The sequence below is a fragment of the Arcicella aquatica genome (assembly GCF_034928825.1).
GTDB lineage: Bacteria > Bacteroidota > Bacteroidia > Cytophagales > Spirosomataceae > Arcicella > Arcicella aquatica.
In genome coordinates, this window is sequence record NZ_JAYFUL010000018.1 from 45,107 (window position 1) to 70,805 (window position 25,699).

A 25,699-nucleotide genomic window follows, 5' to 3' on the forward strand; every position below is an offset into this window, starting at 1 on the left:
CGACTCTTTGCTATAAGTTATTTTTTCAAATTTACATCAAGTCTATTTTATGAAGATTTACCAAGCAATTAGTGAACGTGAGGCAAAGACCTTTACCACAGAGCAATTAAGAGAAAACTTCTTGATTGAAAGCATTTTTAAGACCAATGAGGTACATTTTGTATATACTCATTATGACAGAGTAATGGTAGGAGGTGCGACGCCTACGACGGTTGCTCTTAGTTTACAGACTTATGATAATTTGAAGTCTGATTATTTCTTAGAAAGAAGAGAAATTGGTATCATCAACGTGGGAGGTAACGGTACGATTGAAGTAGATGGCGAAGGCTTTAATTTATCAAAACTGGATGCGCTTTATATTGGCAAAGGCGTGAAAGAGGTAGTTTTCAAAAGCGATGATGCTGGTAGCCCTGCTCAATTTTTCTTGTTGTCAGCACCTGCTCATCAAAATTATCCTACCCGTAAAATGAGCAAAGAAGAAGCTTCTCCTGTTTCATTAGGTACTGTAGAAACTGCTAACGAGCGAACTATCTATAAGTATATTCATAGAGATGGCATTCAAAGTTGCCAAGTAGTAATGGGTTTAACTGTTTTAAAAACAGGTAGTGTTTGGAACACCATGCCAGCCCACGTACACGATAGAAGAATGGAAGCTTATTTGTATTTTGATTTGAACCCTGAACATAGAGTTTTTCACTTTATGGGACAACCGCAGGAAACTCGCCATATGCTTGTAGCTAATCATCAAGCTATTTTATCACCTCCTTGGTCTATTCACTCAGGTGCAGGTACATCCAATTATTCTTTTATCTGGGCAATGGCAGGCGAAAACCTCGATTTCACAGATATGGATTTTGTTAAAATCTCCGACTTAAAATAATTACCCATTTTACATTCTCAAACCATCGATTTAACTATGAAAAAAATCTTTTTATGCTTGTTATTAAACATTTGCGTGTTCGGAGCGTCGGCTCAGTCCAAAATTGATGTAAAAAAAGAATTTGAATTTGCAGCCAAACAATATGAGGGGATGCTAAAGGCACATCCAGATTATACCAAAACGCCCCAATCGACTAATGCAGATGGCAGTCCACGCGATATGCCTACTGAATGGTGGTGTAGTGGCTTTTTCGGTGGTTCGCTTTGGTATATTTTTGAAGAAACCAAGAGTCCTTTCTGGAAAGATGCTGCTCATCAGTGGTCTATGGCTGTTAAAAAAGAGCAATTCAATACAGGCACACACGATTTGGGCTTTATGCTGTATTGTCCCTTTGGCAATGGCTATCGCCTTACAAAAAATGCTGAATACAAAGATATTATGCTGACAGGAGCGAAGTCGCTAGCCACTCGTTTCGACCCTAAAGTAGGGGTTATTAAGTCTTGGAATAAATTTCGTCAATACACTTATCCAGTAATCATTGATAATATGATGAACTTGGAGTTTCTGTTTTGGGCGGCCAAAGCATCTGGCAACAATGAATTTTATAATATTTGTCTTTCGCATGCTGATAGTACACTGAAAAATCATTTTCGCCCCGATGGCAGTAGCTACCACGTAATTTGCTATGATGAAAAAGGGCAACCTTTGGGTAAATTCACTCACCAAGGCTATGCCGATGCTTCTGCATGGGCGAGAGGGCAAGCGTGGGCAATGTATGGCTACACGGTGATGTATCGCGAAACGAAGCAAAAGAAATACTTAGCGATGGCTGAAAAAATTGCTAATTTCTATTTGAACAACCCGAATTTGCCTGCCGATAAAATTCCTTACTGGGATTTTAACGCACCCAATATCCCTAATGAAGAAAGAGATGCTTCGGCTGGTGCTATTACAGCGTCGGCTTTGTTAGAATTATCGACCTATACTGGCAAAAAAGGCAAAGACTATTTCAAAGTTGCCGAAACGATGTTGACAAGCTTGGCTAGCCCTGCCTATAAAGCTAATTTAGGCGAAAATAATCATTTCATTTTGAAACATAGTGTAGGGGCAAAGCCCTTAAAATCAGAAATCGATGTGCCTTTGGTATATGCCGACTATTATTATTTAGAAGCATTGTTAAGATACCAATCACTGACGAAGAAGAAAAAGTAATCGTTTCATTTTCAAGCAATTAATCATAACGATATAAGTTATTTAGGAAACCCTTGATAATTTATATCGTTTTTTTTACCGAACTGTTCTATACTTGTCTATATTTACCGTACAAGGTAAGATAATAATATACCCATAAAAACTTATCTTTATCAAATATTTACTAATCTCTAGGTAAAGTACTATTTCTTCAACAAAGGGAGGCTTTATTTATATCATTCAACCAGTCCTAATTTTATTATAACTTATGAAACTTAAATTTCAGGCATTATTACTGTTGTTGTGCTTTTGTACAACAATTCTTTTTGCCCAAGGTTCTAATCCCCTCAAAGGGAAAAAGATTCTTGTTTTCTCCAAAACAGCAGGGTTTCGTCACTCCTCTATTCCATTTTGTACAAAAGCCATTCAAAAAATGGGCATTGACAATGGTTTTGAAGTAGATACTACCGAAAATGCTGATAATTTCAATGAAGCTAATCTTAAAAAGTACTCTGTTGTTGTTTTTAACAGCACTACGGGGAATGTTTTAACAGAGCCTCAGCAAATTGCTTTTGAGCGTTATATCCAAGCAGGTGGTGCTTTTATGGGTATTCATGCGGCTTCGGATACTGAATACGACTGGCCTTGGTATGGCAAGTTGGTGGGCGGATATTTTAATGGTCACCCTGGTAAAAATGTTTCGAATGTGCAGAATGGTAAATTTATCATCAAAGACCGTACGCATATTTCTACAAACTTTATGCCTGAGACTTTAGAGCGTAAAGACGAATTTTATAGCTTTAAAAATTTCAATACAGATGTAAAGGTTTTATATACTGTTGACGAAAACTCTTTTAAAGAAGGTAAAATGGGCGATTTCCACCCAATGGGCTGGTATCATGAGTTTGACGGTGGTCGTTCTTTTTATACTAACTGGGGACATACCAACGAGACGTTCTCTGAAGAGATTCCGCTTAAACACATTCTTGGTGGCTTACAGTGGGCGGCTAGTGGCCCTGCTTTAGATTATGCTAAAGTAAAAAGTGCTTTACCTCCTGAAGAAAACCGTTTTGTAAAAACTGTATTGGATGAAAAACTAGACGAACCAACTGAACTAGTAGTGTTAGACAACGGTAAAGTATTGTTCGGTGAAAGAAAAGGTATATTAAAAGTATATGACCCAAAGAAAAACGCAACTAAGGTTGTAGCAGATTTAAGCGTTTATTCAAAATTTGAATATGGCTTGATGGGCGTAAATATTGACCCTGACTTCAACAAAAACAAATGGATTTACTTGTACTACGCTCCTTCGGTAGGGATGGTTGGTGCTGATACGGCCAATCGTTTATCTCGTTTTGTGTATGATGATGTAAAGGATTCGCTTTATTTAAGTACTGAAAAAGTTGTTTTGCGTGTACCTGTAAAACGCACAGAATGTTGCCATACTGGTGGCTCTATAGCTTGGGACAGCAAAGGAAATTTATTCCTTTCTACGGGTGATGATACCAACCCTTTTGCTTCGCAAGGTTTTGCACCAATTGATAATAAAGTGGGTCGTTCGGGTTGGGATGCTCGCTATACTTCTTCAAATACCAATGATTTAAGAGGTAAAATTTTGAGAATTAAGCCTAGTGCTGATGGTTCTTATACGATTCCAGAAGGGAATTTATTCCCAGTGGGTACTGCAAAAACTCGTCCTGAAATATATGTAATGGGTAACAGAAACCCATACAGAATATCGGTTGACCAAAGAACAGGCTTTTTATATTGGGGTGAAGTAGGGCCTGATGCTGGCGAAAATTCACCGAAATATGGTCCTCGTGGACACGACGAAGTAAATCAGGCTCGTAAAGCTGGTTATTTTGGCTGGCCTCTTTTTGTGGCAGACAACCGTGCTTATAACCAAAGAGACTTTTATAAGGATAGTACTTGGACAAAATTTGATGCTGAGCATCCAATTAATGATTCTCCACACAACACAGGTTTACGTGAATTACCTGCTACTCAAAAAGCATTTATTTATTATCCTTACGCTGATTCTCCTGAATTTGGGGCAATCGTTGGTAAAGGTGGACGTAATGCAATGGGCGGGCCTGTATATTATTATGACGACTTCAAGGCTGATTCAAAGGTAAAATTCCCTAAGTATTTAGATGGAAAATTCTTTGCTTACGATTGGATGCGTGACTGGATTAACTTGGTAAGCATGAAACCAAACGGTGATTTTATTTCGATGGAACGCTTTATGCCAAACACCAAGTTTAGCCACCCAATGGATATGCAGTTTGCCAAAGATGGTTCATTGTATTTGTTGGAATATGGACAAAACTGGTTTGCTCAAAACGATGATGCTCGTCTTTCACGCATTACTTTCAATGCAGGCAACCGTAGCCCAGTAGTCGTAGCAAATGCTGATAAAAAAGCGGGAGCATTGCCTTTGAAAGTAAATTTCTCTTCGGCTGGTACATTAGACTATGAAAATGATGTGTTGAAATACGAATGGACTTTTGCCAAAGGAGCAGCCAAAAGCACTTTGCCTAACCCAAGCTTTACTTTTACCAAAGCAGGTGTTTATAAGCCTGTTCTGAAAGTAACAGACCCTGCTGGAAACGTTTCGACGACTACTTTAGAAATAAAAGTAGGGAATGATGTTCCGAAAGTAGAATTAGCCATAAAAGGTAATAAAACATTCTACTGGAACGATGAAAAAATAGCTTATGAAGTAAAGGTGTCGGATAAAGAAGATGGCTCGTTGGCTAATAAAAAAATTAAAGAAGACGAAGTACAAGTAAACATCGATTACTTAGAAGGTTTTGACAAAACCGTTATTGCACAAGGACATCAAGCCAATTTAAGCGTTTCAACAGGTAGACGTTTAATAGACTTATCAGATTGTAAATCTTGTCATTCACTTGATAAAAAGTCTATTGGACCAAGCTACAAAGAAGTTGCTAAAAAATACAAAGGAAAAAGTAGAGCTTTTAGTGAGTTGGTAGAAAAAGTAATCAAAGGTGGTGGTGGTGTTTGGGGCGAACAAGTAATGGCAGCACACCCACAATTAACAAAAGACGACACAAAGGAAATGGTGAAATATATTCTCTCGTTATCTGATGACAAAAAAGCAAGCAAACCTGTTAAAGGAGACTACATTACCAAAGACAACGGCAAGGCTGGCACTTATATTTTCTCAGCAAGCTATACTGACAAAGGTGCTAGTAACTTAGGTTCTTTGACAGATGCAACAACCCTTACTTTGAGAAGTGCGAAGTTTAAAGCGAATTCGTTTGATACGCAAAAAGAAACGATGAAATATACCCTTGAAGGACTAGGAGAAGCAGTTATTGCGATGTCTGACAATTCATATATTTCATTCAGCAACATAGACTTAACGGGTATCGCTCAATTTAAGTTAGATGCATTTGCTGCTGACGACCGTACAGCGGGTGGTTCGGTAGAATTGCACATTGATTCGCCTACGGGACAATTATTAGGTACTGCTGAGGTAACTAAAAATGCTAACACCCCCGTAAGTATTTCATTGAAAACACCTGTTGTTGGCGTACACAACTTATTCTTAGTATTTAAAAATGCTGATGCCAAAGGAAAACCATTATTTGCCCTAGTAGACATTACAGCCGGTAAATAAGCAAATTATAATACTATTTACAAACAAGAAGAGGTTGCCAACATTGGCAGCCTCTTCTTGTTAAAATATAAAATTGATTTTTTAAATGAATCTTAAACGCCCTTCCACTTAACAGCACAACCCACCGACTTGGTAAAGTTATTAACTACTGGTCTGCCCGCTAGAAGATTATTTACAGCATCATCCACATATCTTTTTGTTACCGCATTAGCATCCTGTGTATTATCATCAATACCACCGATATATTGTAAAGTATATTTGTCGCCTTCTTTCTTCACTACATAAGCCGATGGAGTTCTAGATACACCAAAAGCCTTTGAGGTAGCCTGAGTTTCGTCTTGAAGGTAAGCAAAAGTATATCCTTTGGCTCTGGCTACTGTTTGCATATTTTCAAAAGAATCTTCTTCATAAGCACTCGGGTCGTTCGGATTGATTGCCAATACAGGATACCCTTGCGAAGCAAACTTTTTATCCAATGCCATTATTCTACTTTCGTAAGCCTTTGAAAAAGGGCAGTGGTTACAAGTAAAGACAATAATATATCCCTTTACCGAACGATTATCAGCCATTGATACCATGTTGCCTGTGGTACTTTTTAATTTAAAATCAGCCACCACATCACCAATGGTATACCCTCTATCTGCACTTAATTTATGCTCTTCATTGGCTGGAGTAAACGCCAATAATCCCGTTAAGACTATTCCTAGTAAAAAAATCGTCTTTATATTTTTTATATGTGTTTTCATTGCTTGATATGTTTATTGTATCTAATATAATTTAGAAGTTATATTGCTTGTTTGATTTAATATTTAAATATAAATCTTGTTTGTTGCTACGGTATTCAGTTTTGTATGGTAACAGTCCACATTTTTTTTAGTTCCTCCATAAATATTTCAGCATTTACTTTACCTTCAAAAAACTTACGTTTCTGCATTTTTGTATTGATTATCAGCGTGGCAGGAATACTTCCCGACCATTCTTTGTCTATCAAATCTATCCAATGATTATAATCTGGTTCATCCAAAAGTACTACTTTCGATTGTACTTTATTTCGTGCCAAAAAGCCCTTTACACTCGTTTCCACATCTTTAGGGAAACCCATACTTATTAACAAAAATTTTACCTTCTTAGTGCTATATTCAGTATTCAATCCTTCAAAAAAGGGTAATTCTTCTAAACACGGTCGGCACCAAGTTGCCCAAAAATGCATGACAACGGTGGTATCTGATACTTGATTTAATACTTTTTGTAAATCTTCAAACTTCACAATGTCAACTTTCTTGGTTTGATTGAAAGCCTCAAAGTTAACTACGTAAATTAGGAATATAAGTATTATTCCAAATCGTATTGAAAAGGGGCTAATCTTCATCATGATTAACTTATAAAAATAGAACTTCCATGTTAATTTATTAACGTTAAACCTTCATAATAATGTACTTGGTATACATTGTTGTGGTAAAAGAAATATTATAATATTTTACCTATACACTTAACTACCTTACTATTAGATTATTATGAAACATACTAGCAAATAAAAATTTGCGATTTTTTTATAATAAATATACTTACTTCCTTTCTGTTTTCAAAACATAATGCGTATCTTTGCGACCCAATAAAATTATAACTAATAATAAAATGTACGCAATCGTAGAAATCGCTGGTCAGCAATTTAAAGTTGAGAAAGACCTTTTCCTCTACACCCACCGTTTGGCGGGCGAGGAAGGCGCTGCACTGGTTTTCGATAAGGTTCTTCTTGTCGACAATGACGGAGACATCAAAGTAGGTCTTCCAACTGTAGCAGGTGCTACTGTAACTGGTAAAATTTTAGCTCACGTTCGTGGAGAAAAAGTAATTGTTTTCAAAAAGAAACGTCGTAAAGGATACCAAAAACAGAACGGTCACCGTCAAAATTTAACTAAAGTCTTAATCGAAGGAATCTCATTTTAATATTTAATGATTAATTTTATTCGTTAAGAGTTTCCTCAAAGCGAAAATTAAAACGTTAAATCGATAAACTAACAAAACAATGGCACACAAAAAAGGTGCGGGTAGTTCGAAAAACGGTCGTGAGTCGCATAGTAAGCGTCTTGGAATCAAAATTTTTGGAGGTCAGCCTGCAATTTCAGGGAACATTATTGTTCGTCAAAGAGGTACAGCCCACAATCCTGGTCAAAATGTAGGTCTTGGAAAAGACCATACTTTATTTGCTTTAATTGATGGTACTGTTCACTTTAAAAAAGGATTTAAAGGACGTTCTTTTGTAGAAGTAGTTCCTGCTTAATAATGGCGCATAACTAAGGTTATACCATTAAAAATTCTTTAGAAGGGATTAACGTTTGAATAAATTCAAACGTTAATCCCTTCTTCATTTAGGTATTTAGCAGAAACGTGAAATTTAATATTACTTTCTTGTTAAACTCTTTTAAATTTGTCATGAAACAATCATCAATCCATTGACTTATAAACGTTTATTTGTTTATATGCAATGGCTTTTTTGTTTTGTACAATCAGGATTTGAAAGACATTCACCAATATGAATCCAAACCTTTAAAACATTTGGAATTTAGCATTAAATGCCATCCTCAATGAGGATGGCATTTTTTTTGTAATATTCTTTGAACTCATTATAATCGCTAATTTGTTAATAATCATATAATCAGGTGTTTAATTATCAATTATTAAAATATTTTACATTTGTATTATAATTTTTTCAATATATAAACAACAATAATATGAGACACAGCTTAGCCATTTTCCAACGGTATGATTGGAGAGACTTTCAGGCAAAGAAAAATGCCACAAGGAAGTATGCAAACAACAAAAAAGCACCAGAGGTTGCACATCCAGAACACGATAAGGTATCATTCGACTGGATAAACTAAAAAAGCCGTCCCAAACGAAATTGGAACGGCTTTTTTGTATCTTCTACTATCCTTATTCTACAGGGAATGGATATTCTTCTACATAAACATCTGTAAAAATCTCTGCTGGATCTGGCCAAGGAGATTCTTCTGCAAATTTAACCGAAGCTTCTACTCTTACTTTGATTTCAGCATCAATCGCTGCAAGTTCCTCTTCTGTAGCAAGACCATTATCTAAAATTGCTTTCTTTACTTGCTCGATAGGGTCACGCATTTTGTATTGCTCAACCTCCTCTTTCGTACGGTATTTCTGAGGGTCAGACATTGAGTGACCTCTATAACGATATGTTTTAAATTCTAAGAATGTTGGTCCTTCGCCAGCTCTAGCACGGTCAGCAGCACGAGAAACCGCTTCATGAACAGCCTCAACGCTCATGGCATCTACCGGTTCAGAAGGCATATCATACGCTTCACCGATTGTATAAAGGTCTGTAACGTTTGAAGTACGAGAAACCGATGTTCCCATGGCATAACCATTGTTTTCTACCACAAAAATGGCAGGTAATTTCCAAGTCATTGCCATATTAAATGCCTCATGCAAAGCACCTTGACGAACAGCACCATCACCGAAATAACAAATCGCTAAGTTTCCAGTTTTGTTATATTTTTCAGCAAAAGCCAAACCTGCTCCTAATGGAATTTGTGCGCCCACAATACCATGTCCACCCACAAAGCCAACTGATTTATCAAAAATGTGCATCGAACCACCTTTTCCTTTAGAGATACCAGTAGCTTTTCCGAACAACTCAGCCATGATAGTATTAGGGTCTGAACCTAAAGCTAAAGGAATACCGTGGTCACGATATGCTGTGATATACTTGTCGCCGTCTTTCAATGCAGATCTTGCTCCTGATGAACAAGCTTCTTGTCCGATGTAAAGGTGACAAAAACCTTTGATTTTTTGTTGTCCATACAACTGACCAGCACGTTCTTCAAATTTGCGTTGAAGTACCATTGACTCGTACCAGTACATATAGGTCTCCTTCGAGTATTTTACTTTGTTTTCAGCTTTATTTGCCATTTTCTACAATTATGAATGAGTGATTTGTGAATAAGTGAAAGTGTAAGCTTCACCTTGACACTGCTTATTCGGAGGTAAATCCGATGCTAAACTGCCTGTGATTTGCAATCCCATCAAACAGTCTTTAATTTGCACTACGAAATTAGTACAAAACAAAGAACACACAAAGTATTTTGTATTATTCATTGATGCTTAAATACATGTTTTGTCAAATTTTATCCACAATTTCCTATTCAATCCCTTTTTATTTTCTTTTCATGTATTTACAAAAACTTAGTTTGACCAATTTCAAAAGCTACGACTACAATACTTTCGAGTTTTCGCCTCGGGTAAATTGTATTGTTGGCGAAAATGGTATTGGCAAAACTAATTTATTAGACGCTATTTACTTTTTGGCTTTAACTAAAAGTTCTATCTCTAATCAAGATACCCTTAGTATCAATCATGACGCTGATTTTATGATGATTGAGGGCAATTTTGAAAGTGAAAAAAATACGCTCATTACTGTTGCTTTACAAAAGGGACAAAAGAAGGCTGTTTTGCATGACAAAAAAGCCTATGAAAAGCTATCAGAACATATCGGAAAATTCCCAGTGGTGTTGCTTTCTCCTAATGATACCGATGTGATTCGGGATGGGAGTGAAGAAAGAAGAAAATTCTTTGACGGGGTGATGGCGCAATTGGATGCTGAGTACCTTGAAAACCTATTGCAATACAACCGCCTGTTATTACAACGGAACTCTTTACTCAAACAGTTTGCCGAACGCCATTATGTGGATGATTTACTGTTAGATATTTATACAGACCCTTTGGTGGAGGTTTCTCTGAAAATATATCAGGCTCGTATCGTTTTTACGGAGAATTTTCTACCTATTTTCAAAAAGCATTATGAGGTATTATCTGATGCCAGAGAGAGCGTAGAAATGATTTATGAGTCAGAGGTAGGCAATGATGACTTTGTTGCCTTATTTCGAAGAAATAGGCACAGAGATTTGGCTGCACAGAGAACAACACTTGGAAGCCATAAGGATGATTTCATTTTTGAAATTAATGGCTTTACCTTGCGTAAATTTGGCTCACAGGGACAACAAAAATCTTTTGTGATTGCCCTTAAACTGGCTCAATTTGAAATGCTGAGTATTGCGAAGGGCTTCGCACCCATTTTACTCTTAGATGATATTTTTGATAAGCTTGATGACAAAAGAATCCAACAGCTTATTAATATGATGACTGATGGAACATTTAACCAAGTATTCATTACCGATGCTCGTCCTGAAAGGACAAGAGAATTATTGGAAAAGCTGGTTGTAGATATTAAGTATTTTGAAGTAAAAAAAGCCTAACGCATTGAATATTTACGTTAGGCTTTTTATTTATTTTTCTGTGAATTTCACTCCTGCATAATTGGTCTTGATGGTAATCTTGGTGGCTGAGCCTTTACCAATCTTTCCTTTATAAACCTTGGTAGATTTCCATCCCATCGTACGGTCGTCAACTTCTTTATTATCATCAGGATTTACTGTCAGCGTGCATTTTCCTTCTGGGTATCTAAAGTTAGCATACGTAGTCGTTACTTCAAAATCAGCATTACAATCGCCAGTTACTGGTAATTTTACCGCTGTATAATTTGAACGAATGTCTAGCGTCTTCAACGTCTTCGATAATTCTGCTAACTGAACGCCATCTGAATAACTGATTGATAACTTTCCTGTTTGGTTAATTTTACCAATTTTGCCACTTGAATACTGAATTGTTCCATCCAAATTATTAATGTCATCTAAAATCATCGAACCATAATTGTTAGTCAATTTTAGGTTGTCCGCCTTTTCGATATTCAGTTTTGAATAAGCAATGTGCAAATCGCCATCATCCATTTGTTTGATATTCCCTGAGCCATATTGCACAAAAATATCTTTCTCTCCACCCGTCAATCTATCAGAAACAAAGCTTCCATAATTAGACGTAATCTTCAAGGGAGCTGAAAACTGAGGAATAATCGTTTTGCCATATTTATTTGAAACAGTTAATGAATTAGACTTCGGCATATAAATCATATAGTTAATCTCTACGCCACGCTTTTCATTTACTTTTTTACCATTGCTACTACTCCAGTTAAAAGTATTTGTTAAGCTATTTGCCCAACTCCAGTTGCCATTACCATTGGTTCTTTCGTCTGTATCAATCATTGTTTTAAAGGCTATTTTGTCTCCTTCTTTTCTTTCAATGATTTCTACATTATCAATAAACGTTTGGGCTTGTGCTTCTGTACTGCCATAACCAATGATGGTAATATCTACTTTGATTTCATTTTTATTCCAAAGCTCTACTTTTACTTCTCCGTGTTGGTTGTTAATATTCAAAAAGTTTTTAGCATCTACAGGATAAGATTTACTAATTACTTTTTTCTTTTCTATGGCTGCCGTTTCCTGAATAGTTGCCTGACCATACTCTGAATTATAAGTGATTGCCCCTGGTGTTGGTGGTGTAGGAGGCAAAGGTGGCATTTCGATAGCTCTACCTACTATCGCAACGCTATTTAATGTTCTTGCCGTATTGCTTCTAGTTGTGGCAATACTTGCCCTTACATGGCTCTGGTATTCTTTTACTTCTACAGAATCATGTACATAAACGCTTACTTGTTGAGCAAAGGTGCTGTTGATTATTAAAACACACAATGCTACTATATTCAATACTTTTTTCATGACATTCTTCGATTAAACTGTTTACCTCAAATGCTTTTCATCGGATTATTCTGATAATCTTTAATTTTCTGAATAATTGATAATTGCCTGTTTAAAATATCTAATTGTACTTGTAAATTTTGAATCATCGCTTGAACTAGCTCTTCCTGATTAGGCGTTTGGGGTAATTCTGCTTTCAGGTTTTGATAGTCTTTGTTTAGCTTCTCAATTTCTGTGGCAAACTCTTTGTAAAGTACTGGGTCGTGAGCCTCAATTTGCCTGATTTCCTCACGTTTTGTTTCAATCAAACTTGCATACTGAACCATTTTATCGCCATATTCGGGGCTTACTGTGGCGATAATCTTATCTGTATTTTCTGATTTGAAACCAAGGTCATGTATAAAATAACAACCTATTAATATGGCAAGGCCTGCTGCTAATGCCCAATATTTTTGTTTGAAAACAATGATTTTTTTCTTTTCAACAAAAGGTGTTTCTCCCGGAAAGGCATCTAAATTCCCCAAGCCTTTGTCTATTTTATCCCATAAACCTACAGGGATTTCAAACTGATCAAAGTTTTCACGGTTATCACGAATGAATCTTTCTGTTTTTGTCTTTTTCATAACGCTCTAAGCCTCCTCTCTCTCTCTCTTAATACAAAGGAAAAGAAAAGGTCTTTATTGTTTTAAAATTTCCAACAATCGTTTTTTGGCTCTGATGTATTGTGTTCGCGAAGTAGACTCTGCCACGCCCAAAATCTCTGCGATTTCTTCGTGGTCATAGCCTTCTAATAAATACAAACAAAGTACTGTTCTGAAACCATCAGGTAACTGTTGAATGGCATTCTGTACTCTTTGAATATTTAGTTCTATTCCTTCTTCGTCGTACGTGGCATCGTCTGGAATATCTGCTGCTTCTTCGATATCGATTAATTGTACCTTTCTATTCCTTAAATGATTTAAAGCTCGATTAATAACAATCTGTTTCAACCAAGCACCAAAAGTACTTGTTTGTCGAAAATCATGGATTTTCTGAAAAGCATCTAAAAAGGCATCTTGCAGGACGTCCTCTGCTTCGCCAACATGATTTACTATTCGGACAGCAACATTGAACATAGCCTTTGCATAAAGCCTATAAATCTCGTACTGAGCCTTGCGATCACCCCTACGGCAAGCCTCCACGAGTGGCAAATGTTTGTCTATGTAATGTGTTTGTTCCAGTGCTAAAGGTTGAGGATTCATAGTGTTCAAACTTCTAACCTTCAAGTTAAGCAGTTTTCATCTATTGACAACCAATAACTTAAATTCAAACTAATGACACAGAACAATTTAGGAATGTTGCATTTTGTTGAAAATTCTTAAAATATTTTAAAAAATTTATCGTTTAACGCTCTTACTCAAAAATAATATGCCATCAATAGTATTACTTACGACAAATGTCGTTATATTTACGACACATTTACAATAATAGCATCCATGAAAAAACAAAATATTTTACCTATATCAACTTTGATTGTATTGCTAGGCGGGCAAACAATCATCAATCGTGAAATTAGACATGATTTCGACCTGATTGAAATTGCGAAAGAAGGTTTACCTAAACAAGCGTTAGACTGTCTGGCGAAACAAATTTCTTTTTCAAATAAAGAAATGGCCGACATCCTAAATATTTCAGAAAGAACTATTCAACGCTACAGAGAAGACCAACGCTTAGACAAAGATGCCTCTGCGAAATTGATACGCTTGGCAAAATTGTACGAGCTTGGTCAAGAAACTTTTGGAAGTCTTGAAAGATTTAATGGTTGGATGCACTCACACGTGCCTGCTTTAGGAGGAAAACGTCCTACTGAATTATTGGATACTTCATTAGGCTACGAAATCATTGAAAGAGAATTAATATATATTGAACATGGTTTGTTTTCATAAACACCTTGTTTAGGTAGTCTATTTAAAATAAATGACGTTAATGTGTGAAATAAAATGATGTATTCAACATCGGCTAATCGCTCAAAACTATCATTTAGCTACGCCCTAACACATTTAACATGGAAGTTTTTAGAATTAGTAAACTTATAAGAGCCCGAGATCTGTCGGGTTTCGGAGCAAGTTTAAAAGGACAGCGCTGGAATAGAAGAGGCACATCGGTGCTTTATACTGCTTCACACAGGTCGCTCGCTTTATTAGAAGTATTAGTACATTTAGGTGAATATTACCCACTAGACGAGTACGCTATCATTACGTTAGAAGTGCCAGATAACGAAATTACGTTGCTGGATGCAACAAGTTTACCCAAAGACTGGGCTAGAATATTTGAAGCAGGCATATTAGCTTCTTATACAGATGAATGGTTTAATACTGAGCAATCTATCGCTTTAGGCGTGCCTTCGGCGATTGTTGCACAAGAATATAACTACCTTATCAACCCTTTGCATCCAAATTTTTTGGATATCAAGATTAAACACATAGAACCATTCACTTTTGACGAAAGATTTTTTAAGGATGTCATCGACTAAAAACGCCCAATATTGGATTGAAAACTATCAAATGAATGCTCATCCAGAAGGTGGATACTTTGCAGAAACCTATCGGGCGAGTGAAAATATTCCTCAAACAGCTCTTCCTGCACGATTTAAGGGACATAGAAGCTATTCGACGGGTATTTATTTTTTGTTAGAGAGTCATCATATATCAGCGCTTCATCGGATTGCGTCTGACGAAATGTGGCATTTTTATACAGGTTGTGCGTTGAATATTTATGTGTTGGATGATAACAGTACTTTGGAAATAATTCGATTAGGGAATAATCCTGATAAGGGCGAGGTATTCCAAGCAGTAGTTCCTGCAGGAAAATGGTTTGGTTCAAAGCCCGTTGAAGAAAATTCTTATTGCTTAGTAGGCTGTACGGTTGCCCCAGGTTTTGACTTTGCAGATTTTGAAATGAAAGATAGAAAAGCATTGTTACAATTATTTCCTCAATACGAGGACATCATAACAATGCTTACTTATTAAATCTCTATCCAACATTATTTTAGGGCTATTACTTGTGTTGTGACAGGCTTACCTGCAATATAATCTTTGGCAAATATTCTGTAATTATCGAAAATCTGACGAGTAGCTATTCTTAACGCCTTTTCATCAATAGCATGTGTTTCTGGTGCTGCTATGCCCGCTGCATAGCCCATCCAAATAGGACGATTACTGTCGTTTTCAACAAATTGTAAGAGGAGGGTGCCCTTTCTGAGTTTTACTCTTCTAAGTTCTTCATTCATGCTTTCCTTACCTAATCCTCTAAAAGAACGTTGGAGTACCGAAAGGTTTACATCACTTGGAAATAGTGCATAGAATACAATCAGATTAGGCCGCTCTTTAGAGTCTTCATAGCCTCTTAATTTCATCTGATTACCTATTTCATCAATTACAGCTTGAAATTTATAGGTTGTATCAATCATGGTAAACTGTTTTTCAACCGTTGTGAATGACTGATAGTTTGGCTTGAATACCTCATCTTCGATTTCTCTATGACAAGCAGAACCAATTTGAAAACTGTTACGATTACAAGACACTAAAGCAAGGAGTGCGACTACTGCGAAAAGATAGATTTTTTTCATAACGTAAACATTAATTTGAAACTTATAACTATTTGATTTTTAGTTGATTTTCTGGAATCTAAAAACAAAAATGAATTTTCAAAGGCAAAAAGCCGTTCTAATAATAAGTACGTAAAAATTTAAGAATAGTCTCTCTAGTGGTGATTTAATCAGCAGTTATAAAAGTTTTGATTTAAAAGATTAAATCAAATTTTATAGCTCTTTGTTTGATAAGTAAGGAATTATAATTTTAAAAAAATGAATACAAAACCAATAATTCGTGTAGATGTTGTTTCGGACATCGTATGTCCTTGGTGTTATATCGGTAAGCGACGGTTAGAAAAAGCTATTGAAGATACACAAAGTTCTTGTAATCTGCAAGTTATCTACCATCCTTTTCAACTAGATCCTAGTGTGCCTACGGAAGGAATACCTTTTAGTACACACATGGAAAGCCGTTTTGGACCTAATTATGCACAAAAATTTCATCAGGTTGAACAGGCGGCCTCATCAGTTGATTTAGATTTCGACTTCGAGAATCTTCCAAAGGCTATCAATACTTTTGCTTTTCATAGAATACTTACGATTTCTTTGCATGAAGGGATGCAAGCCGAAGTAAAAGAAGCTTTGATGAAGGCATATTTTGTGGATAGAGTAGATTTAACCGAGCAAAGTGCAGTAGCAGAAGTGATGGCTCAATTCGGTTGGTCTACTGAAAAAACGTTGGGTATTCTTAATTCAGATGAAGCATCTGATGAAGTAAAAGAAGAAATGCACTATTTCCGCCAACAAGGCATATCTGGTGTCCCTTTCTTTATTTTTGATAAAAAATATGCTGTTTCGGGCGCACAGCCCTCAGAGGTTTTTAAAGAAATCTTTGAAAAACTAGCTCAGGAAAAACAAGTAGCGGCTATTTCGGGAGATGTTTGTGATGTAGATGGTGAGAATTGTTAGGGTAAGATATTAATTTGGTGGAGGTAATTTAAATACCTCCACCAAATTAATATTCGTTGGTCACGAGTTGAAAACTCGTGCTACATTTTTACTAATGTATTGCCACGCATAACGGGCAAAACATCGTATAAATCATGTTGTAAACAATAAGCAATATCTTTTTGAATACCCAAACGCTGTAGTCTTTTTACGTGAGACGACGAGGCAACAAATGATAATAAATCACTTTTTGATAATTCGTATTGACGTAACGCCATCAACGCAGAATCATCTTCTACCATAAATTCTTCTTGTAAACGTTCTACTAAAGCTCCTGCAAAAAGTGTATCTTCCAAGTTAGGCTTGCCTTTCCATCCCGCACATAATACCAAAATATCGTATTGTTGGTCTTTTAAATAATTGGCCAATGCCCCTAAATTCAAGAAAGAACCAACCATTACTTTTACAGCCGACTTAGATTTCGTGATAGCCAACGTACCGTTAGTAGTAGTAACACAGATGGTTGCACCATTTACTTTTTCAGTCATGTAGCTGAAAGGTGAGTTATCAAAATCAAACCCTTCTGGTGTTTTTCCGTCACGTTCAGCAGCGGCTAAGTATCCTTTTTGTTGATAACTAACACATTCGTCAATGCTAGACACTGGAATAATTGCCTCTACACCATTGGCAAAAGCAGTTGTCATGCACGAAGTCGCTCTAAAAATATCTACTACAACAACTATTGAATTTTCGATATTATATAAATGTAATAACTCGGGACTGATACAAACGTCAATTTTTTGCATAATTTCAAAAGAATCTAATACACTCTTATTACTTTAAAAAAGGCATTTTGGTCACTACAGCCTTTAAATATTTATTACGGATATTGATATATATTTCAGATCCTACTTTGGTATATTCCTTAGTAATATAGCCCATGCCAATACCTTTGCTTAAGGTTGGCGACTGTGTTCCTGAAGTTACTTCACCAATGATATTGCCAGCGGCATCCATGATTTCGTAATGTTGGCGAGGAATCCCTCTATCTATCATTTCAAAGCCTACTAATTTACGTGTTGGACCATTCTCTTTAATTTTTTGATGGAATTCTGAATTAATAAATTCTTTGTTGAATTTAGTAATCCATCCTAAGCCTGCCTCAATTGGTGATGTACTATCATCAATATCGTTGCCGTATAAACAGTAACCCATTTCTGTACGCAAAGTATCGCGTGCGCCTAAGCCCACAGGCATAATATTAAATTCAGCTCCTGCTTCAAAAATAGCTTTCCACATAGCCTCCGCATCTTTGTTCCAAACGTATACTTCAAAACCACCTGCACCCGTATAACCTGTTGAAGAAATCAATACGTCGTCTATCCCTGCTACAGTTCCTGATTTAAAAGAATAATATTCCATCGACTCCAAATCTAAATCTGTCAATTTTTTCAATGCATCAATGGCTTTAGGCCCTTGAACAGCAAAGAGACTCAATCTGTCTGAAATGTTTTCCATTTCTACACCGAATGTATTGTTCTGTTGTAGCCAATTCCAATCTTTTTCGATGTTTGAAGCATTTACTACTAAATAATATTCGTTTTCGTTCCAACGATATACCAAAAGGTCATCTACAATTCCTCCTTTATCGTTTGGCAAACATGAATACTGCACTTTTCCATCAATCAATACGGAAACATCATTAGAAGTAACATATTGTAAAAACTCAGTTGCTCGCTCACCTTTTACAACAAACTCGCCCATGTGCGATACATCAAAAACACCTACCGAAGTACGTACTCCAATGTGTTCTTGAATAAGATTTGAATATAAAACTGGCATCGAATACCCCGCAAAAGGTACCATTTTTGCACCAAGCGCTACATGAACATCATTAAGATGAACATATTTTAAAACTTCTGTTTGTTCCATTGGATGTTGATTGAAATTGCTAAATGAATCCAAAATTATATGGATAGTAAGAATATCTTTTGTTATATTTTTCACAAAAGTAACAAAGTATCCTGAGAGGTTTAAATAATGTGTGAAAAAGCTGTAAGCTTTGAGCAATGAGCGGTGAGCTTTGAGCAAACACGACACATCTTATTGTACAAAGCTGAATTGTAAACTATAAGCTTTGAGCAATGAGCTTTAAGCAAACACGACACATCTTATTGCACAAAGCTCAAAGCTCACTGCTCATCGCTCATCGCTTAAAGCCTACAGCTACTCCTGATACAAAACAGTCAAAACGGTTTGTCCCACTGCTTTTAAAGTATTTTTATCAATAACCGACATATTGTCTTGGTGTGTATGATGATACGCTCCAAATGTTTTAGGGTCGTTCGGGCGTAACTCTATGATATCAATCATTTGAATTTTTGCTACATCGTTTACAGGCACGTGGTCGTCAACCAATCCTCCGCCATCTGCATCTATAAATAATGTAGAATAGCCTAATCTGCTTGCGATGTCCCATACGTTGCGTACAATCATGGGTGCATATTGCATAGAAGTACCCTCATGTGGGAAAACAGCTCCTTTGGCTCCAACCATATCCAAATTAATTCCGTAGTAAGCCGTATAATTGTCTTTGTGTTTATGACTTGCCCAATATTGTGAGCCCAAACACCATGAGTTTTGTCCATGCTCGCCTTTATAGTCCTCTGGTTCGCCTACATCTTCAGTATCAAAAAAGATAATATCAATACCCACATTGGGTTTGGTTTTGGCTTGTTGAATATTTCTGGCTAATTCTAACAACACGCCTACGCCACTTCCTCCGTCGTTAGCGCCGTCTATGGCTTTATTTTTATTGATAGAGTCTTTATCTGCGATAGAACGAGCATCCCAGTGAGCAGTTAATAAAACCCTTTTTGTGGCTGTGGGATTAATTGAGCCGATGATGTTCTGAGAATTGAGTTTTTTACCATCGAAAGTAGTTGCTACAAAATTTTGAGTAGTTACTTCGCAACCAAATTGTTTTAATTTGGCAACCAACCAAGCAGCACATTCGTCATGGGCTTTGGTATTGTTTACTCTAGGTCCAAAAGCTACTTGCTTTTCAACAAAAGCATAGGCAGAGTCTGCATTAAAATCGGGAGCAGGATTAAGGGTTATTTCTTCCTGAGGAATGCTTTCTGAAGTACTTTTTTCTTGACAAGATTTAAAATAAACTGCAATGCCTGAAAAAACAAAAATTGCCAATAGGAGTAATGCTATTCGATTCGTTTTCATTATTAATTTCTGTAATAAGTCTTTTTAAAATTGATGATTAACGCAAGAATAAACTTGCCATTTCTGATAAAGAAACAATCTTCATCGTTAATTCGCCACTTGGCGTATAGCTTGGGTTTGAAGAAGCAAAAAGTTGCTCTACTAAGGTATTCATTTCTAAAATCGTCAAGGAATGATTCCCAAAGCGACCAGCCGAGCGTTTTGCCATTGCTCTAGCCAAGTTTTCTGCTTTATCAAGGTGTAGTTCAGATTCATTTTGCTTGAATTGCTCTAAAATACCTTCAATCATTTCCTGTTCATTTTCTTCGGGCGAGTCGGCAGGAATGCCATTGACCATAAAAGAATCGTGCTCTACTACGCTCAAGACAAAACCTAAGTTTCTGATTTCGTCTTGAATCTCCAACAGCAAATGGAAATCGGCTGTGGTCAATTTTACTTTTGTCGGAAACAGTAATTGCTGTGATGCCCCGCCATTTTTGCGTAAGTGCTGAGAGAATTTTTCATACAAAATTCTTTCATAGGCAGCACGTTGGTCTATTAACAACATCCCAGATTTTACCTGAGAAATAATATAGCGATTATGGATTTGAAAGGTACTAGCCTCAGAATCTTGCGAAGCTCTTTGTGGGCGGTCACTCCCAATATCATTTGCTTTGCTTTTCAACAAAAACGACGTGGCCTCGGTAGGTATGCCAAAATCTACTTGAGTTTGTTCAGTTGATGGCTCATTTTTCTCAAAATCATCTAGCTGACGGTTCAAGCCTTCGTATAACTTATTCCAATTTGTCAGATTTGTTCGCTCTCTAAAAGGTGCTTCGGGTCTGGTAAACCCATTTACTGTCGAAACCTCCTTCGTCTTTTCAAAAGGCGAGCCAGTGAACTGGAAAATATTATTGGTAAAGTTTACGTCAGTTTCAAAGTCTAAAGAGGGCATTAAATTATGCTGGCTCATCGATTTCCGAACAGCAGCTTGTACGATAGCATATACCGTGCGTTCGTCATCAAACTTAATTTCAGTTTTAGTTGGATGAACGTTTATATCAATATGAATTGGATCTATTTCAATGAAAAGCACATAAAAAGGATGCGAACCTTCGGGAATCAATCCTTCAAAGGAACTCATCACCGCATGGTTCAGATAGCTGTTTTTAATAAAACGGTTATTTGCAAAAAAGAACTGTTCTCCACGTGTTTTTTTGGCATACTCTGGTTTACCAACATACCCTCTGACACTTACGAAAGAGGTTTCCTCTTCGCAAGAAGCCAATTGTTCACGATAACCTTTACCGAATAAATCTACAATTCTTCGGCTTAGCTTTCCTGCTGGCAAATTGTACACTTCCGTATCGTTGTGATGTAATGTAAAAGAAATTTCTGGATTGGCTAAAGCTATTCGTTGAAATTCGTCGATGATATGACGCATTTCTACAGGATTTGACTTCAAGAAGTTTCTGCGGGCGGGTACGTTAAAAAATAAGTTTTTAACTTGAATACTCGTCCCTTCTGAAGTAGAAACTGCCTCTTGAGCTTTTAAATCAGAAGCATCTATTTTGATTAAAACGCCTAGTTCATCTGTTGCTCTGCGGGTACGCATTTCAACTTGTGCTACAGCGGCAATAGATGCCATGGCTTCGCCACGAAATCCCATTGTTCTGATTTTGAAAAGGTCTTCTGAGGAACGAATTTTGGAAGTAGCATGTCGCTCAAAACACATTCTGGCATCGGTTTCTGACATACCTAAGCCATTATCAATCACTTGCACTAAGGTTTTTCCTGCTTCTCTAACGATTAATTGAATGCTGGTGGATTGGGCATCTATGGAGTTTTCCAAAAGCTCTTTCACCACAGAAGCTGGTCGTTGTACGACTTCGCCGGCGGCAATCTGATTCGCTATCGAATCAGGAAGCAGTTGGATGATATCTAACATTTTCTATAAACGTATTTTAGGTTATTCTTTTAACAACGGTGATTACCCTAATTGTCCCTCTAAGTTCGTGATAAATGCAGGGAATGCCAACAAAAAATCTACTTTTGGTGTGGATAAGTAGCTAATTGGCTTATTATCAGGGCATAAAGTATCATGTTCGGTAAGATAGCTTTTTAGGGTACAATCAGATAAAGTAACTCATTAACAGACACTTGCCAATAATCAACCTAGAAGAAAACAAGTATATTTCAGTAAGTATTAAGCGATTTTTCAAGCAATAGTCTCATAAAATGTTATTTTTTTGAGGGTGTTCTAACATTTATACACTTCTTAAAACTAATTTTACATTTTAACTGTTCAATAATAGCTTGTTAGTGTAATAATTAACGAATCGTATTGATAAATTAGACCCCAACCAAGATACAAATTAAACAGAACTCATGTTAAAACAACAGATATTAATCTATACAGAATCAACGCCAAACCCAAATTCAATGAAGTTTGTTCTAAACTTTATTGTAGCACCTGAAGGCTTATCGTTCGACTATGCAACACCATCAGATGCAGTAGCAGAAGGTAAAGAATCGCCCTTGGCTGTAGCTTTATTTGGCTTTGATTTTGTAAAACGAGTATTCATTTCATCTAATTTCATCACCGTTACGAAAGATGAAGAGACAAAATGGGAAGATGAATTATTCGGCTTGAAACAATTTTTGAAAGGGTTCTTTGAAGAGAAAAAAGAAGTTTTCACAAAGTCGACAATTGCAGCAAATGATGTGATAGGAGGAGAGGAAGATTCTGAAACGGTAGTTAAAATCAAGGCTGTATTAGACCAATATGTTCGTCCAGCGGTAGAGTCTGATGGCGGTGCTATCAATTTTCACTCTTTCAATGAAGGAACAGTTAAAGTATTATTGCAAGGCTCATGCTCTGGTTGTCCATCATCAACGATGACGTTGAAACAAGGTATTGAAAATTTATTAACCCGTATGGTTCCAGAAGTAAAAGAAGTAGTAGCAGAAGGCGTATAAAGACGTGCTTTAAGCTTAATTTTTCTTAAATTACATAGATTAGACCTGCAAGGCTTCCGAAACCTTGCAGGTCTTTGTATTTTTGCGTCATGACAGAAAAACGTTGGATTTATAAACCCATTCCACCCACTGATAAAATCAAACAAGTAGCTGAGGCAATTAATGTTTCACCTGAAATCGCTACGCTCTTGGCTCAGCGAGGAATTAATACCTTTGATGAAGCCAAAGCATTTTTCCGCCCAGACCTTTCTAATTTGCACGACCCATTTTTGATGAAAGACATGGACGTTGCCGTTGAACGGTTGACAAAAGCGATTGCATCTGGCGAAAAAATAATGATTTATGGTGACTACGATGTAGACGGCACTACTTCAGTAGCTACTTTTTACGGTTTCTTGAAAAACCACGTTTATCAAAATGCGTCTGACTGTCCTTTAGAATTTTATATCCCCGACCGCTATGCTGAAGGCTACGGGGTTTCGCAGGCAGGTGTTGAAAAAGCTGCTAACGAAGGCTTTGGTTTGATTATTAGTTTAGACTGTGGTATTAAATCAAAAGAGAAAATAACTTGGGCCAAAGAGCATGGCGTTGATTTTATCATTTGCGACCATCACCGTCCAGATGACAACGACTTGCCTCCAGCCGTGGCGATTCTAGACCCTAAGAGAGCTGATTGTTTATATCCTTACAAAGAATTAACAGGCTGTGGCGTCGGTTTTAAGTTATTACAGGCTTATTGTAAGACGCAGAATATTTCAGAAACATTGTTATTACCTTATCTAGACCTTGTGGTTACTTCTATTGCTTGTGATATTGTACCTATTACAGGCGAAAATAGAATTATGGCTTATTATGGTTTGCAACAATTGAATTCAAATCCCAGAACGGGATTAAAGGCATTGATGCAATCGGCAAGTTTGGCAGGGAAAATGGATATTACCAAAGTGGTTTTTGGACTAGGACCAAGAATTAATGCTGCAGGTAGAATAAAGCACGCTTATGATGCCGTAAATTTATTATTGACCGACAACGAAGAAGAAGCCACCAATTTTGCCAATATCATCGCCAAACATAATACAGATAGAAAAGGTTTTGATACTGATATTACCGCCGAAGCGTTGGCTATTATTGAAGACAATATTGGGTTGAAGAATGCTAAAAGTACCGTATTATTCAAAAACGATTGGCATAAAGGCGTTATCGGAATTGTAGCGAGCAGATGTATTGAAAAATATCATCGCCCTACTATCATTCTTACAGAGTCACATGGTCATGCTGCGGGTTCGGCTCGTTCTGTACCAGGCTTTGATGTGTATGATGCTATCGAAGAATGTGCAGAGCATTTAATTCAATTTGGAGGACATACTTTTGCGGCAGGTTTAACGTTGGAAATCTCTGAGATAGAAAATTTTAGGCGTAAATTTGAAGAAGTTGTCAATCGAAAAATATTACCTGAACAACTTTCGCCCATGATTGATATTGATTTGAAATTGCCTTTAATAGAAATTTCAGATAAATTTCACAGAATCATGTGTCAGATGTCGCCTTTTGGTCCACAAAATATGACACCAGTTTTTGTTTCAGAAAATGTTTACTTGCATGGACAGCCGATTAAAATGAAAGAAAAGCATTTGAAAATAAATGTTTTTCAAGAAGGCTCGCCCGCTTATACTTGCGTAGGCTTCGGGATGGTAGAAGATTATTTCAATCATTTACACGAAGGCAAGCCGTTTTCGATTTGTTATACCATCGAAATCAATGAATGGCAAGGCAGAAAGTCGTTTCAGTTGATGTTGAAAGATATTAAGGTTTAGACTTAGTGATTGGTAAATAGAGATTAGAATGTTTAAATGCTAGCCTAAAATATTAAAATTAAAAGGAGGGTTACCCTTCTGATTCAAATCATGATTTTAAGAACAGAAAATTTAGTTAAAAAGTACGGACAGCGTGTCGTTAATGACAATGTTAGTTACCAAGTAGCTCAAGGTGAAATCGTGGGTCTTTTGGGGCCTAATGGTGCAGGAAAAACTACCTCTTTTTACATGGCTACAGGCTTGGTAAAACCAAATTCAGGTAAAGTGTTTCTAGATGATTTAGAAGTAACCAATCTTCCGATGTACAAACGTGCTAGGTTAGGTATTGGCTATTTGGCACAAGAGGCTTCTGTTTTCAGAACGCTTTCGGTGGAAGAAAACATTTTGGCCGTACTGGAAATGACTAAACTTTCTAAACAAGAACAACGTGAAAAAACAGAACAGCTTTTAGAAGAGTTTTCGTTGACACATGTTCGTAAAAACTTGGGACAAGTACTTTCGGGTGGCGAGCGTCGCCGTACAGAAATTGCGCGTGCCTTGGCAGTTGACCCAAAATTCATTTTGTTGGATGAACCTTTTGCAGGGGTTGACCCTATTGCGGTAGAGGAAATTCAAGGGATTGTAGCGAAGTTAAAATTTAGAAATATTGGTATTTTGATTACCGACCACAACGTGGATGAAACACTCTCTATCACCGACCGTGCATATTTACTTTTTGAAGGAAAAATATTAAAAGCAGGCACTCCACAAGAGCTTGCAGATGACGAGCAAGTAAGACGTTTATACTTGGGTAAACATTTTGAATTAAAGCGGAAAATTTAGCTATAAAGT

25 protein-coding genes are annotated in these 25,699 nt (G+C 36.8%); 14 read left to right on the forward strand and 11 right to left on the reverse strand.

What is annotated here, in order from left to right:
- The first annotated feature begins 49 nt into the window (after positions 1-49).
- The 3 genes from kduI (at position 50) to VB264_RS12310 (ending at position 5,717) form a co-directional block, all read left to right on the forward strand.
- A complete protein-coding gene (kduI, locus tag VB264_RS12300) occupies positions 50-880 on the forward strand; it encodes a 5-dehydro-4-deoxy-D-glucuronate isomerase (protein WP_323249763.1) in 831 nt (276 codons plus the stop codon).
- A gap of 36 nt (positions 881-916) precedes the next feature.
- Entirely contained in the window at positions 917-2,092 is a 1,176-nt protein-coding gene (locus VB264_RS12305) for a glycoside hydrolase family 88 protein (RefSeq protein WP_323249765.1), read from the forward strand.
- A gap of 247 nt (positions 2,093-2,339) precedes the next feature.
- Positions 2,340-5,717: a ThuA domain-containing protein gene (locus tag VB264_RS12310; protein WP_323249766.1), complete on the forward strand. Its 3,378-nt coding sequence runs from the start codon at positions 2,340-2,342 to the stop codon at positions 5,715-5,717.
- Positions 5,718-5,809: 92 nt separating this feature from the next.
- On the opposite strand, the gene VB264_RS12315 is transcribed toward VB264_RS12310, so the two are convergent.
- Complete coding sequence (locus tag VB264_RS12315; RefSeq protein WP_323249767.1) at positions 5,810-6,463, reverse strand: thioredoxin family protein; 654 nt, start codon at positions 6,461-6,463, stop codon at positions 5,810-5,812.
- Between the two features lie 95 nt (positions 6,464-6,558).
- Complete coding sequence (locus VB264_RS12320; RefSeq protein WP_323249769.1) at positions 6,559-7,089, reverse strand: TlpA family protein disulfide reductase; 531 nt, start codon at positions 7,087-7,089, stop codon at positions 6,559-6,561.
- Between the two features lie 263 nt (positions 7,090-7,352).
- Here VB264_RS12320 and rplU point away from each other — a divergent pair, with 263 nt between their 5' ends.
- The 3 genes from rplU to VB264_RS12335 all read left to right on the forward strand — a co-directional run bounded on the left by rplU (position 7,353) and on the right by VB264_RS12335 (position 8,599).
- Positions 7,353-7,664: a 50S ribosomal protein L21 gene (rplU, locus tag VB264_RS12325; protein ID WP_309923648.1), complete on the forward strand. Its 312-nt coding sequence runs from the start codon at positions 7,353-7,355 to the stop codon at positions 7,662-7,664.
- A 79-nt stretch (positions 7,665-7,743) separates the two neighbouring features.
- Positions 7,744-7,998: a 50S ribosomal protein L27 gene (rpmA, locus tag VB264_RS12330; RefSeq protein ID WP_323249771.1), complete on the forward strand. Its 255-nt coding sequence runs from the start codon at positions 7,744-7,746 to the stop codon at positions 7,996-7,998.
- A 451-nt stretch (positions 7,999-8,449) separates the two neighbouring features.
- Complete coding sequence (locus VB264_RS12335; protein ID WP_309923646.1) at positions 8,450-8,599, forward strand: hypothetical protein; 150 nt, start codon at positions 8,450-8,452, stop codon at positions 8,597-8,599.
- A 52-nt stretch (positions 8,600-8,651) separates the two neighbouring features.
- Here VB264_RS12335 and pdhA read toward each other — a convergent pair whose 3' ends face one another.
- Positions 8,652-9,659: a pyruvate dehydrogenase (acetyl-transferring) E1 component subunit alpha gene (gene pdhA / locus VB264_RS12340; protein ID WP_309923645.1), complete on the reverse strand. Its 1,008-nt coding sequence runs from the start codon at positions 9,657-9,659 to the stop codon at positions 8,652-8,654.
- A 257-nt stretch (positions 9,660-9,916) separates the two neighbouring features.
- Here pdhA and recF point away from each other — a divergent pair, with 257 nt between their 5' ends.
- Entirely contained in the window at positions 9,917-11,002 is a 1,086-nt protein-coding gene (gene recF, locus VB264_RS12345) for a DNA replication/repair protein RecF (protein WP_309923643.1), read from the forward strand.
- 30 nt (positions 11,003-11,032) lie between these two features.
- Here recF and VB264_RS12350 read toward each other — a convergent pair whose 3' ends face one another.
- From VB264_RS12350 to VB264_RS12360, 3 genes are read right to left on the reverse strand one after another with little or no spacing between them, the layout of a single operon-like run.
- On the reverse strand, positions 11,033-12,361 hold the full coding sequence (locus VB264_RS12350; RefSeq protein WP_323249773.1) for a hypothetical protein: 1,329 nt from the start codon (positions 12,359-12,361) through the stop codon (positions 11,033-11,035).
- Positions 12,362-12,387: 26 nt separating this feature from the next.
- Entirely contained in the window at positions 12,388-12,963 is a 576-nt protein-coding gene (locus VB264_RS12355; protein ID WP_323249775.1) for a hypothetical protein, read from the reverse strand.
- Positions 12,964-13,017: 54 nt separating this feature from the next.
- Positions 13,018-13,581 (reverse strand): RNA polymerase sigma factor, encoded by a 564-nt coding sequence (locus tag VB264_RS12360; protein WP_323249777.1) that lies wholly within the window; start codon positions 13,579-13,581, stop codon positions 13,018-13,020.
- 234 nt (positions 13,582-13,815) lie between these two features.
- Between VB264_RS12360 and parS the strand changes: the two genes are divergently transcribed.
- The 3 genes from parS (at position 13,816) to VB264_RS12375 (ending at position 15,348) form a co-directional block, all read left to right on the forward strand.
- A complete protein-coding gene (gene parS, locus VB264_RS12365; RefSeq protein ID WP_323249779.1) occupies positions 13,816-14,265 on the forward strand; it encodes a type II RES/Xre toxin-antitoxin system antitoxin in 450 nt (149 codons plus the stop codon).
- A 119-nt stretch (positions 14,266-14,384) separates the two neighbouring features.
- Positions 14,385-14,852, forward strand: coding sequence for an RES family NAD+ phosphorylase (locus VB264_RS12370; RefSeq protein WP_323249781.1), 468 nt, complete (start codon positions 14,385-14,387; stop codon positions 14,850-14,852).
- Positions 14,839-15,348: a cupin domain-containing protein gene (locus VB264_RS12375; protein ID WP_323249783.1), complete on the forward strand. Its 510-nt coding sequence runs from the start codon at positions 14,839-14,841 to the stop codon at positions 15,346-15,348. The genes VB264_RS12370 and VB264_RS12375 overlap by 14 nt, the downstream gene beginning before the upstream one ends.
- A gap of 14 nt (positions 15,349-15,362) precedes the next feature.
- Here the strand turns inward: VB264_RS12375 and VB264_RS12380 are convergent, their stop codons facing one another.
- Positions 15,363-15,947, reverse strand: coding sequence for a DUF4136 domain-containing protein (locus VB264_RS12380; RefSeq protein ID WP_323249785.1), 585 nt, complete (start codon positions 15,945-15,947; stop codon positions 15,363-15,365).
- 237 nt (positions 15,948-16,184) lie between these two features.
- Here VB264_RS12380 and VB264_RS12385 point away from each other — a divergent pair, with 237 nt between their 5' ends.
- Entirely contained in the window at positions 16,185-16,880 is a 696-nt protein-coding gene (locus tag VB264_RS12385) for a DsbA family oxidoreductase (RefSeq protein ID WP_323249787.1), read from the forward strand.
- A gap of 80 nt (positions 16,881-16,960) precedes the next feature.
- Here the strand turns inward: VB264_RS12385 and VB264_RS12390 are convergent, their stop codons facing one another.
- From VB264_RS12390 to mutL, 4 genes are all read right to left on the reverse strand, one after another.
- Positions 16,961-17,665, reverse strand: a complete 705-nt coding sequence (locus VB264_RS12390; protein WP_323249789.1) for a 2-phosphosulfolactate phosphatase — start codon at positions 17,663-17,665, stop codon at positions 16,961-16,963.
- 28 nt (positions 17,666-17,693) lie between these two features.
- Positions 17,694-18,791, reverse strand: coding sequence for a glycine cleavage system aminomethyltransferase GcvT (gene gcvT / locus VB264_RS12395; protein ID WP_323249791.1), 1,098 nt, complete (start codon positions 18,789-18,791; stop codon positions 17,694-17,696).
- A gap of 294 nt (positions 18,792-19,085) precedes the next feature.
- Positions 19,086-20,096: a M28 family peptidase gene (locus tag VB264_RS12400; RefSeq protein WP_323249793.1), complete on the reverse strand. Its 1,011-nt coding sequence runs from the start codon at positions 20,094-20,096 to the stop codon at positions 19,086-19,088.
- 37 nt (positions 20,097-20,133) lie between these two features.
- Positions 20,134-22,023: a DNA mismatch repair endonuclease MutL gene (gene mutL / locus VB264_RS12405; protein WP_323249795.1), complete on the reverse strand. Its 1,890-nt coding sequence runs from the start codon at positions 22,021-22,023 to the stop codon at positions 20,134-20,136.
- A 440-nt stretch (positions 22,024-22,463) separates the two neighbouring features.
- Between mutL and VB264_RS12410 the strand changes: the two genes are divergently transcribed.
- From VB264_RS12410 to lptB, 3 genes are all read left to right on the forward strand, one after another.
- The gene (locus tag VB264_RS12410) at positions 22,464-23,054 is read left to right on the forward strand and encodes a NifU family protein (RefSeq protein WP_323249797.1); all 591 of its coding nucleotides are present in this window, start codon (positions 22,464-22,466) and stop codon (positions 23,052-23,054) included.
- A gap of 89 nt (positions 23,055-23,143) precedes the next feature.
- Complete coding sequence (gene recJ / locus VB264_RS12415) at positions 23,144-24,868, forward strand: single-stranded-DNA-specific exonuclease RecJ (RefSeq protein ID WP_323249799.1); 1,725 nt, start codon at positions 23,144-23,146, stop codon at positions 24,866-24,868.
- Between the two features lie 90 nt (positions 24,869-24,958).
- On the forward strand, positions 24,959-25,690 hold the full coding sequence (lptB, locus tag VB264_RS12420; RefSeq protein ID WP_323249801.1) for an LPS export ABC transporter ATP-binding protein: 732 nt from the start codon (positions 24,959-24,961) through the stop codon (positions 25,688-25,690).
- Positions 25,691-25,699 lie beyond the last annotated feature (9 nt).

Coding starts and splice junctions, on each gene's coding strand:
- VB264_RS12380 (WP_323249785.1), bottom strand. CDS start 15,947: ATGAAAAAAATCTATCTTTTCGCAGTAGTCGCACTCCTTGCTTTAGTG.
- VB264_RS12410 (WP_323249797.1), top strand. CDS start 22,464: ATGTTAAAACAACAGATATTAATCTATACAGAATCAACGCCAAACCCA.
- VB264_RS12390 (WP_323249789.1), bottom strand. CDS start 17,665: ATGCAAAAAATTGACGTTTGTATCAGTCCCGAGTTATTACATTTATAT.
- lptB (WP_323249801.1), top strand. CDS start 24,959: ATGATTTTAAGAACAGAAAATTTAGTTAAAAAGTACGGACAGCGTGTC.
- VB264_RS12370 (WP_323249781.1), top strand. CDS start 14,385: ATGGAAGTTTTTAGAATTAGTAAACTTATAAGAGCCCGAGATCTGTCG.
- rplU (WP_309923648.1), top strand. CDS start 7,353: ATGTACGCAATCGTAGAAATCGCTGGTCAGCAATTTAAAGTTGAGAAA.
- pdhA (WP_309923645.1), bottom strand. CDS start 9,659: ATGGCAAATAAAGCTGAAAACAAAGTAAAATACTCGAAGGAGACCTAT.
- recF (WP_309923643.1), top strand. CDS start 9,917: ATGTATTTACAAAAACTTAGTTTGACCAATTTCAAAAGCTACGACTAC.
- recJ (WP_323249799.1), top strand. CDS start 23,144: ATGACAGAAAAACGTTGGATTTATAAACCCATTCCACCCACTGATAAA.
- mutL (WP_323249795.1), bottom strand. CDS start 22,023: ATGTTAGATATCATCCAACTGCTTCCTGATTCGATAGCGAATCAGATT.
- kduI (WP_323249763.1), top strand. CDS start 50: ATGAAGATTTACCAAGCAATTAGTGAACGTGAGGCAAAGACCTTTACC.
- parS (WP_323249779.1), top strand. CDS start 13,816: ATGAAAAAACAAAATATTTTACCTATATCAACTTTGATTGTATTGCTA.
- VB264_RS12320 (WP_323249769.1), bottom strand. CDS start 7,089: ATGATGAAGATTAGCCCCTTTTCAATACGATTTGGAATAATACTTATA.
- VB264_RS12385 (WP_323249787.1), top strand. CDS start 16,185: ATGAATACAAAACCAATAATTCGTGTAGATGTTGTTTCGGACATCGTA.
- VB264_RS12360 (WP_323249777.1), bottom strand. CDS start 13,581: ATGAATCCTCAACCTTTAGCACTGGAACAAACACATTACATAGACAAA.
- VB264_RS12375 (WP_323249783.1), top strand. CDS start 14,839: ATGTCATCGACTAAAAACGCCCAATATTGGATTGAAAACTATCAAATG.
- VB264_RS12355 (WP_323249775.1), bottom strand. CDS start 12,963: ATGAAAAAGACAAAAACAGAAAGATTCATTCGTGATAACCGTGAAAAC.
- rpmA (WP_323249771.1), top strand. CDS start 7,744: ATGGCACACAAAAAAGGTGCGGGTAGTTCGAAAAACGGTCGTGAGTCG.
- VB264_RS12310 (WP_323249766.1), top strand. CDS start 2,340: ATGAAACTTAAATTTCAGGCATTATTACTGTTGTTGTGCTTTTGTACA.
- VB264_RS12335 (WP_309923646.1), top strand. CDS start 8,450: ATGAGACACAGCTTAGCCATTTTCCAACGGTATGATTGGAGAGACTTT.
- VB264_RS12315 (WP_323249767.1), bottom strand. CDS start 6,463: ATGAAAACACATATAAAAAATATAAAGACGATTTTTTTACTAGGAATA.
- VB264_RS12350 (WP_323249773.1), bottom strand. CDS start 12,361: ATGAAAAAAGTATTGAATATAGTAGCATTGTGTGTTTTAATAATCAAC.
- VB264_RS12400 (WP_323249793.1), bottom strand. CDS start 20,096: ATGAAAACGAATCGAATAGCATTACTCCTATTGGCAATTTTTGTTTTT.
- VB264_RS12305 (WP_323249765.1), top strand. CDS start 917: ATGAAAAAAATCTTTTTATGCTTGTTATTAAACATTTGCGTGTTCGGA.
- gcvT (WP_323249791.1), bottom strand. CDS start 18,791: ATGGAACAAACAGAAGTTTTAAAATATGTTCATCTTAATGATGTTCAT.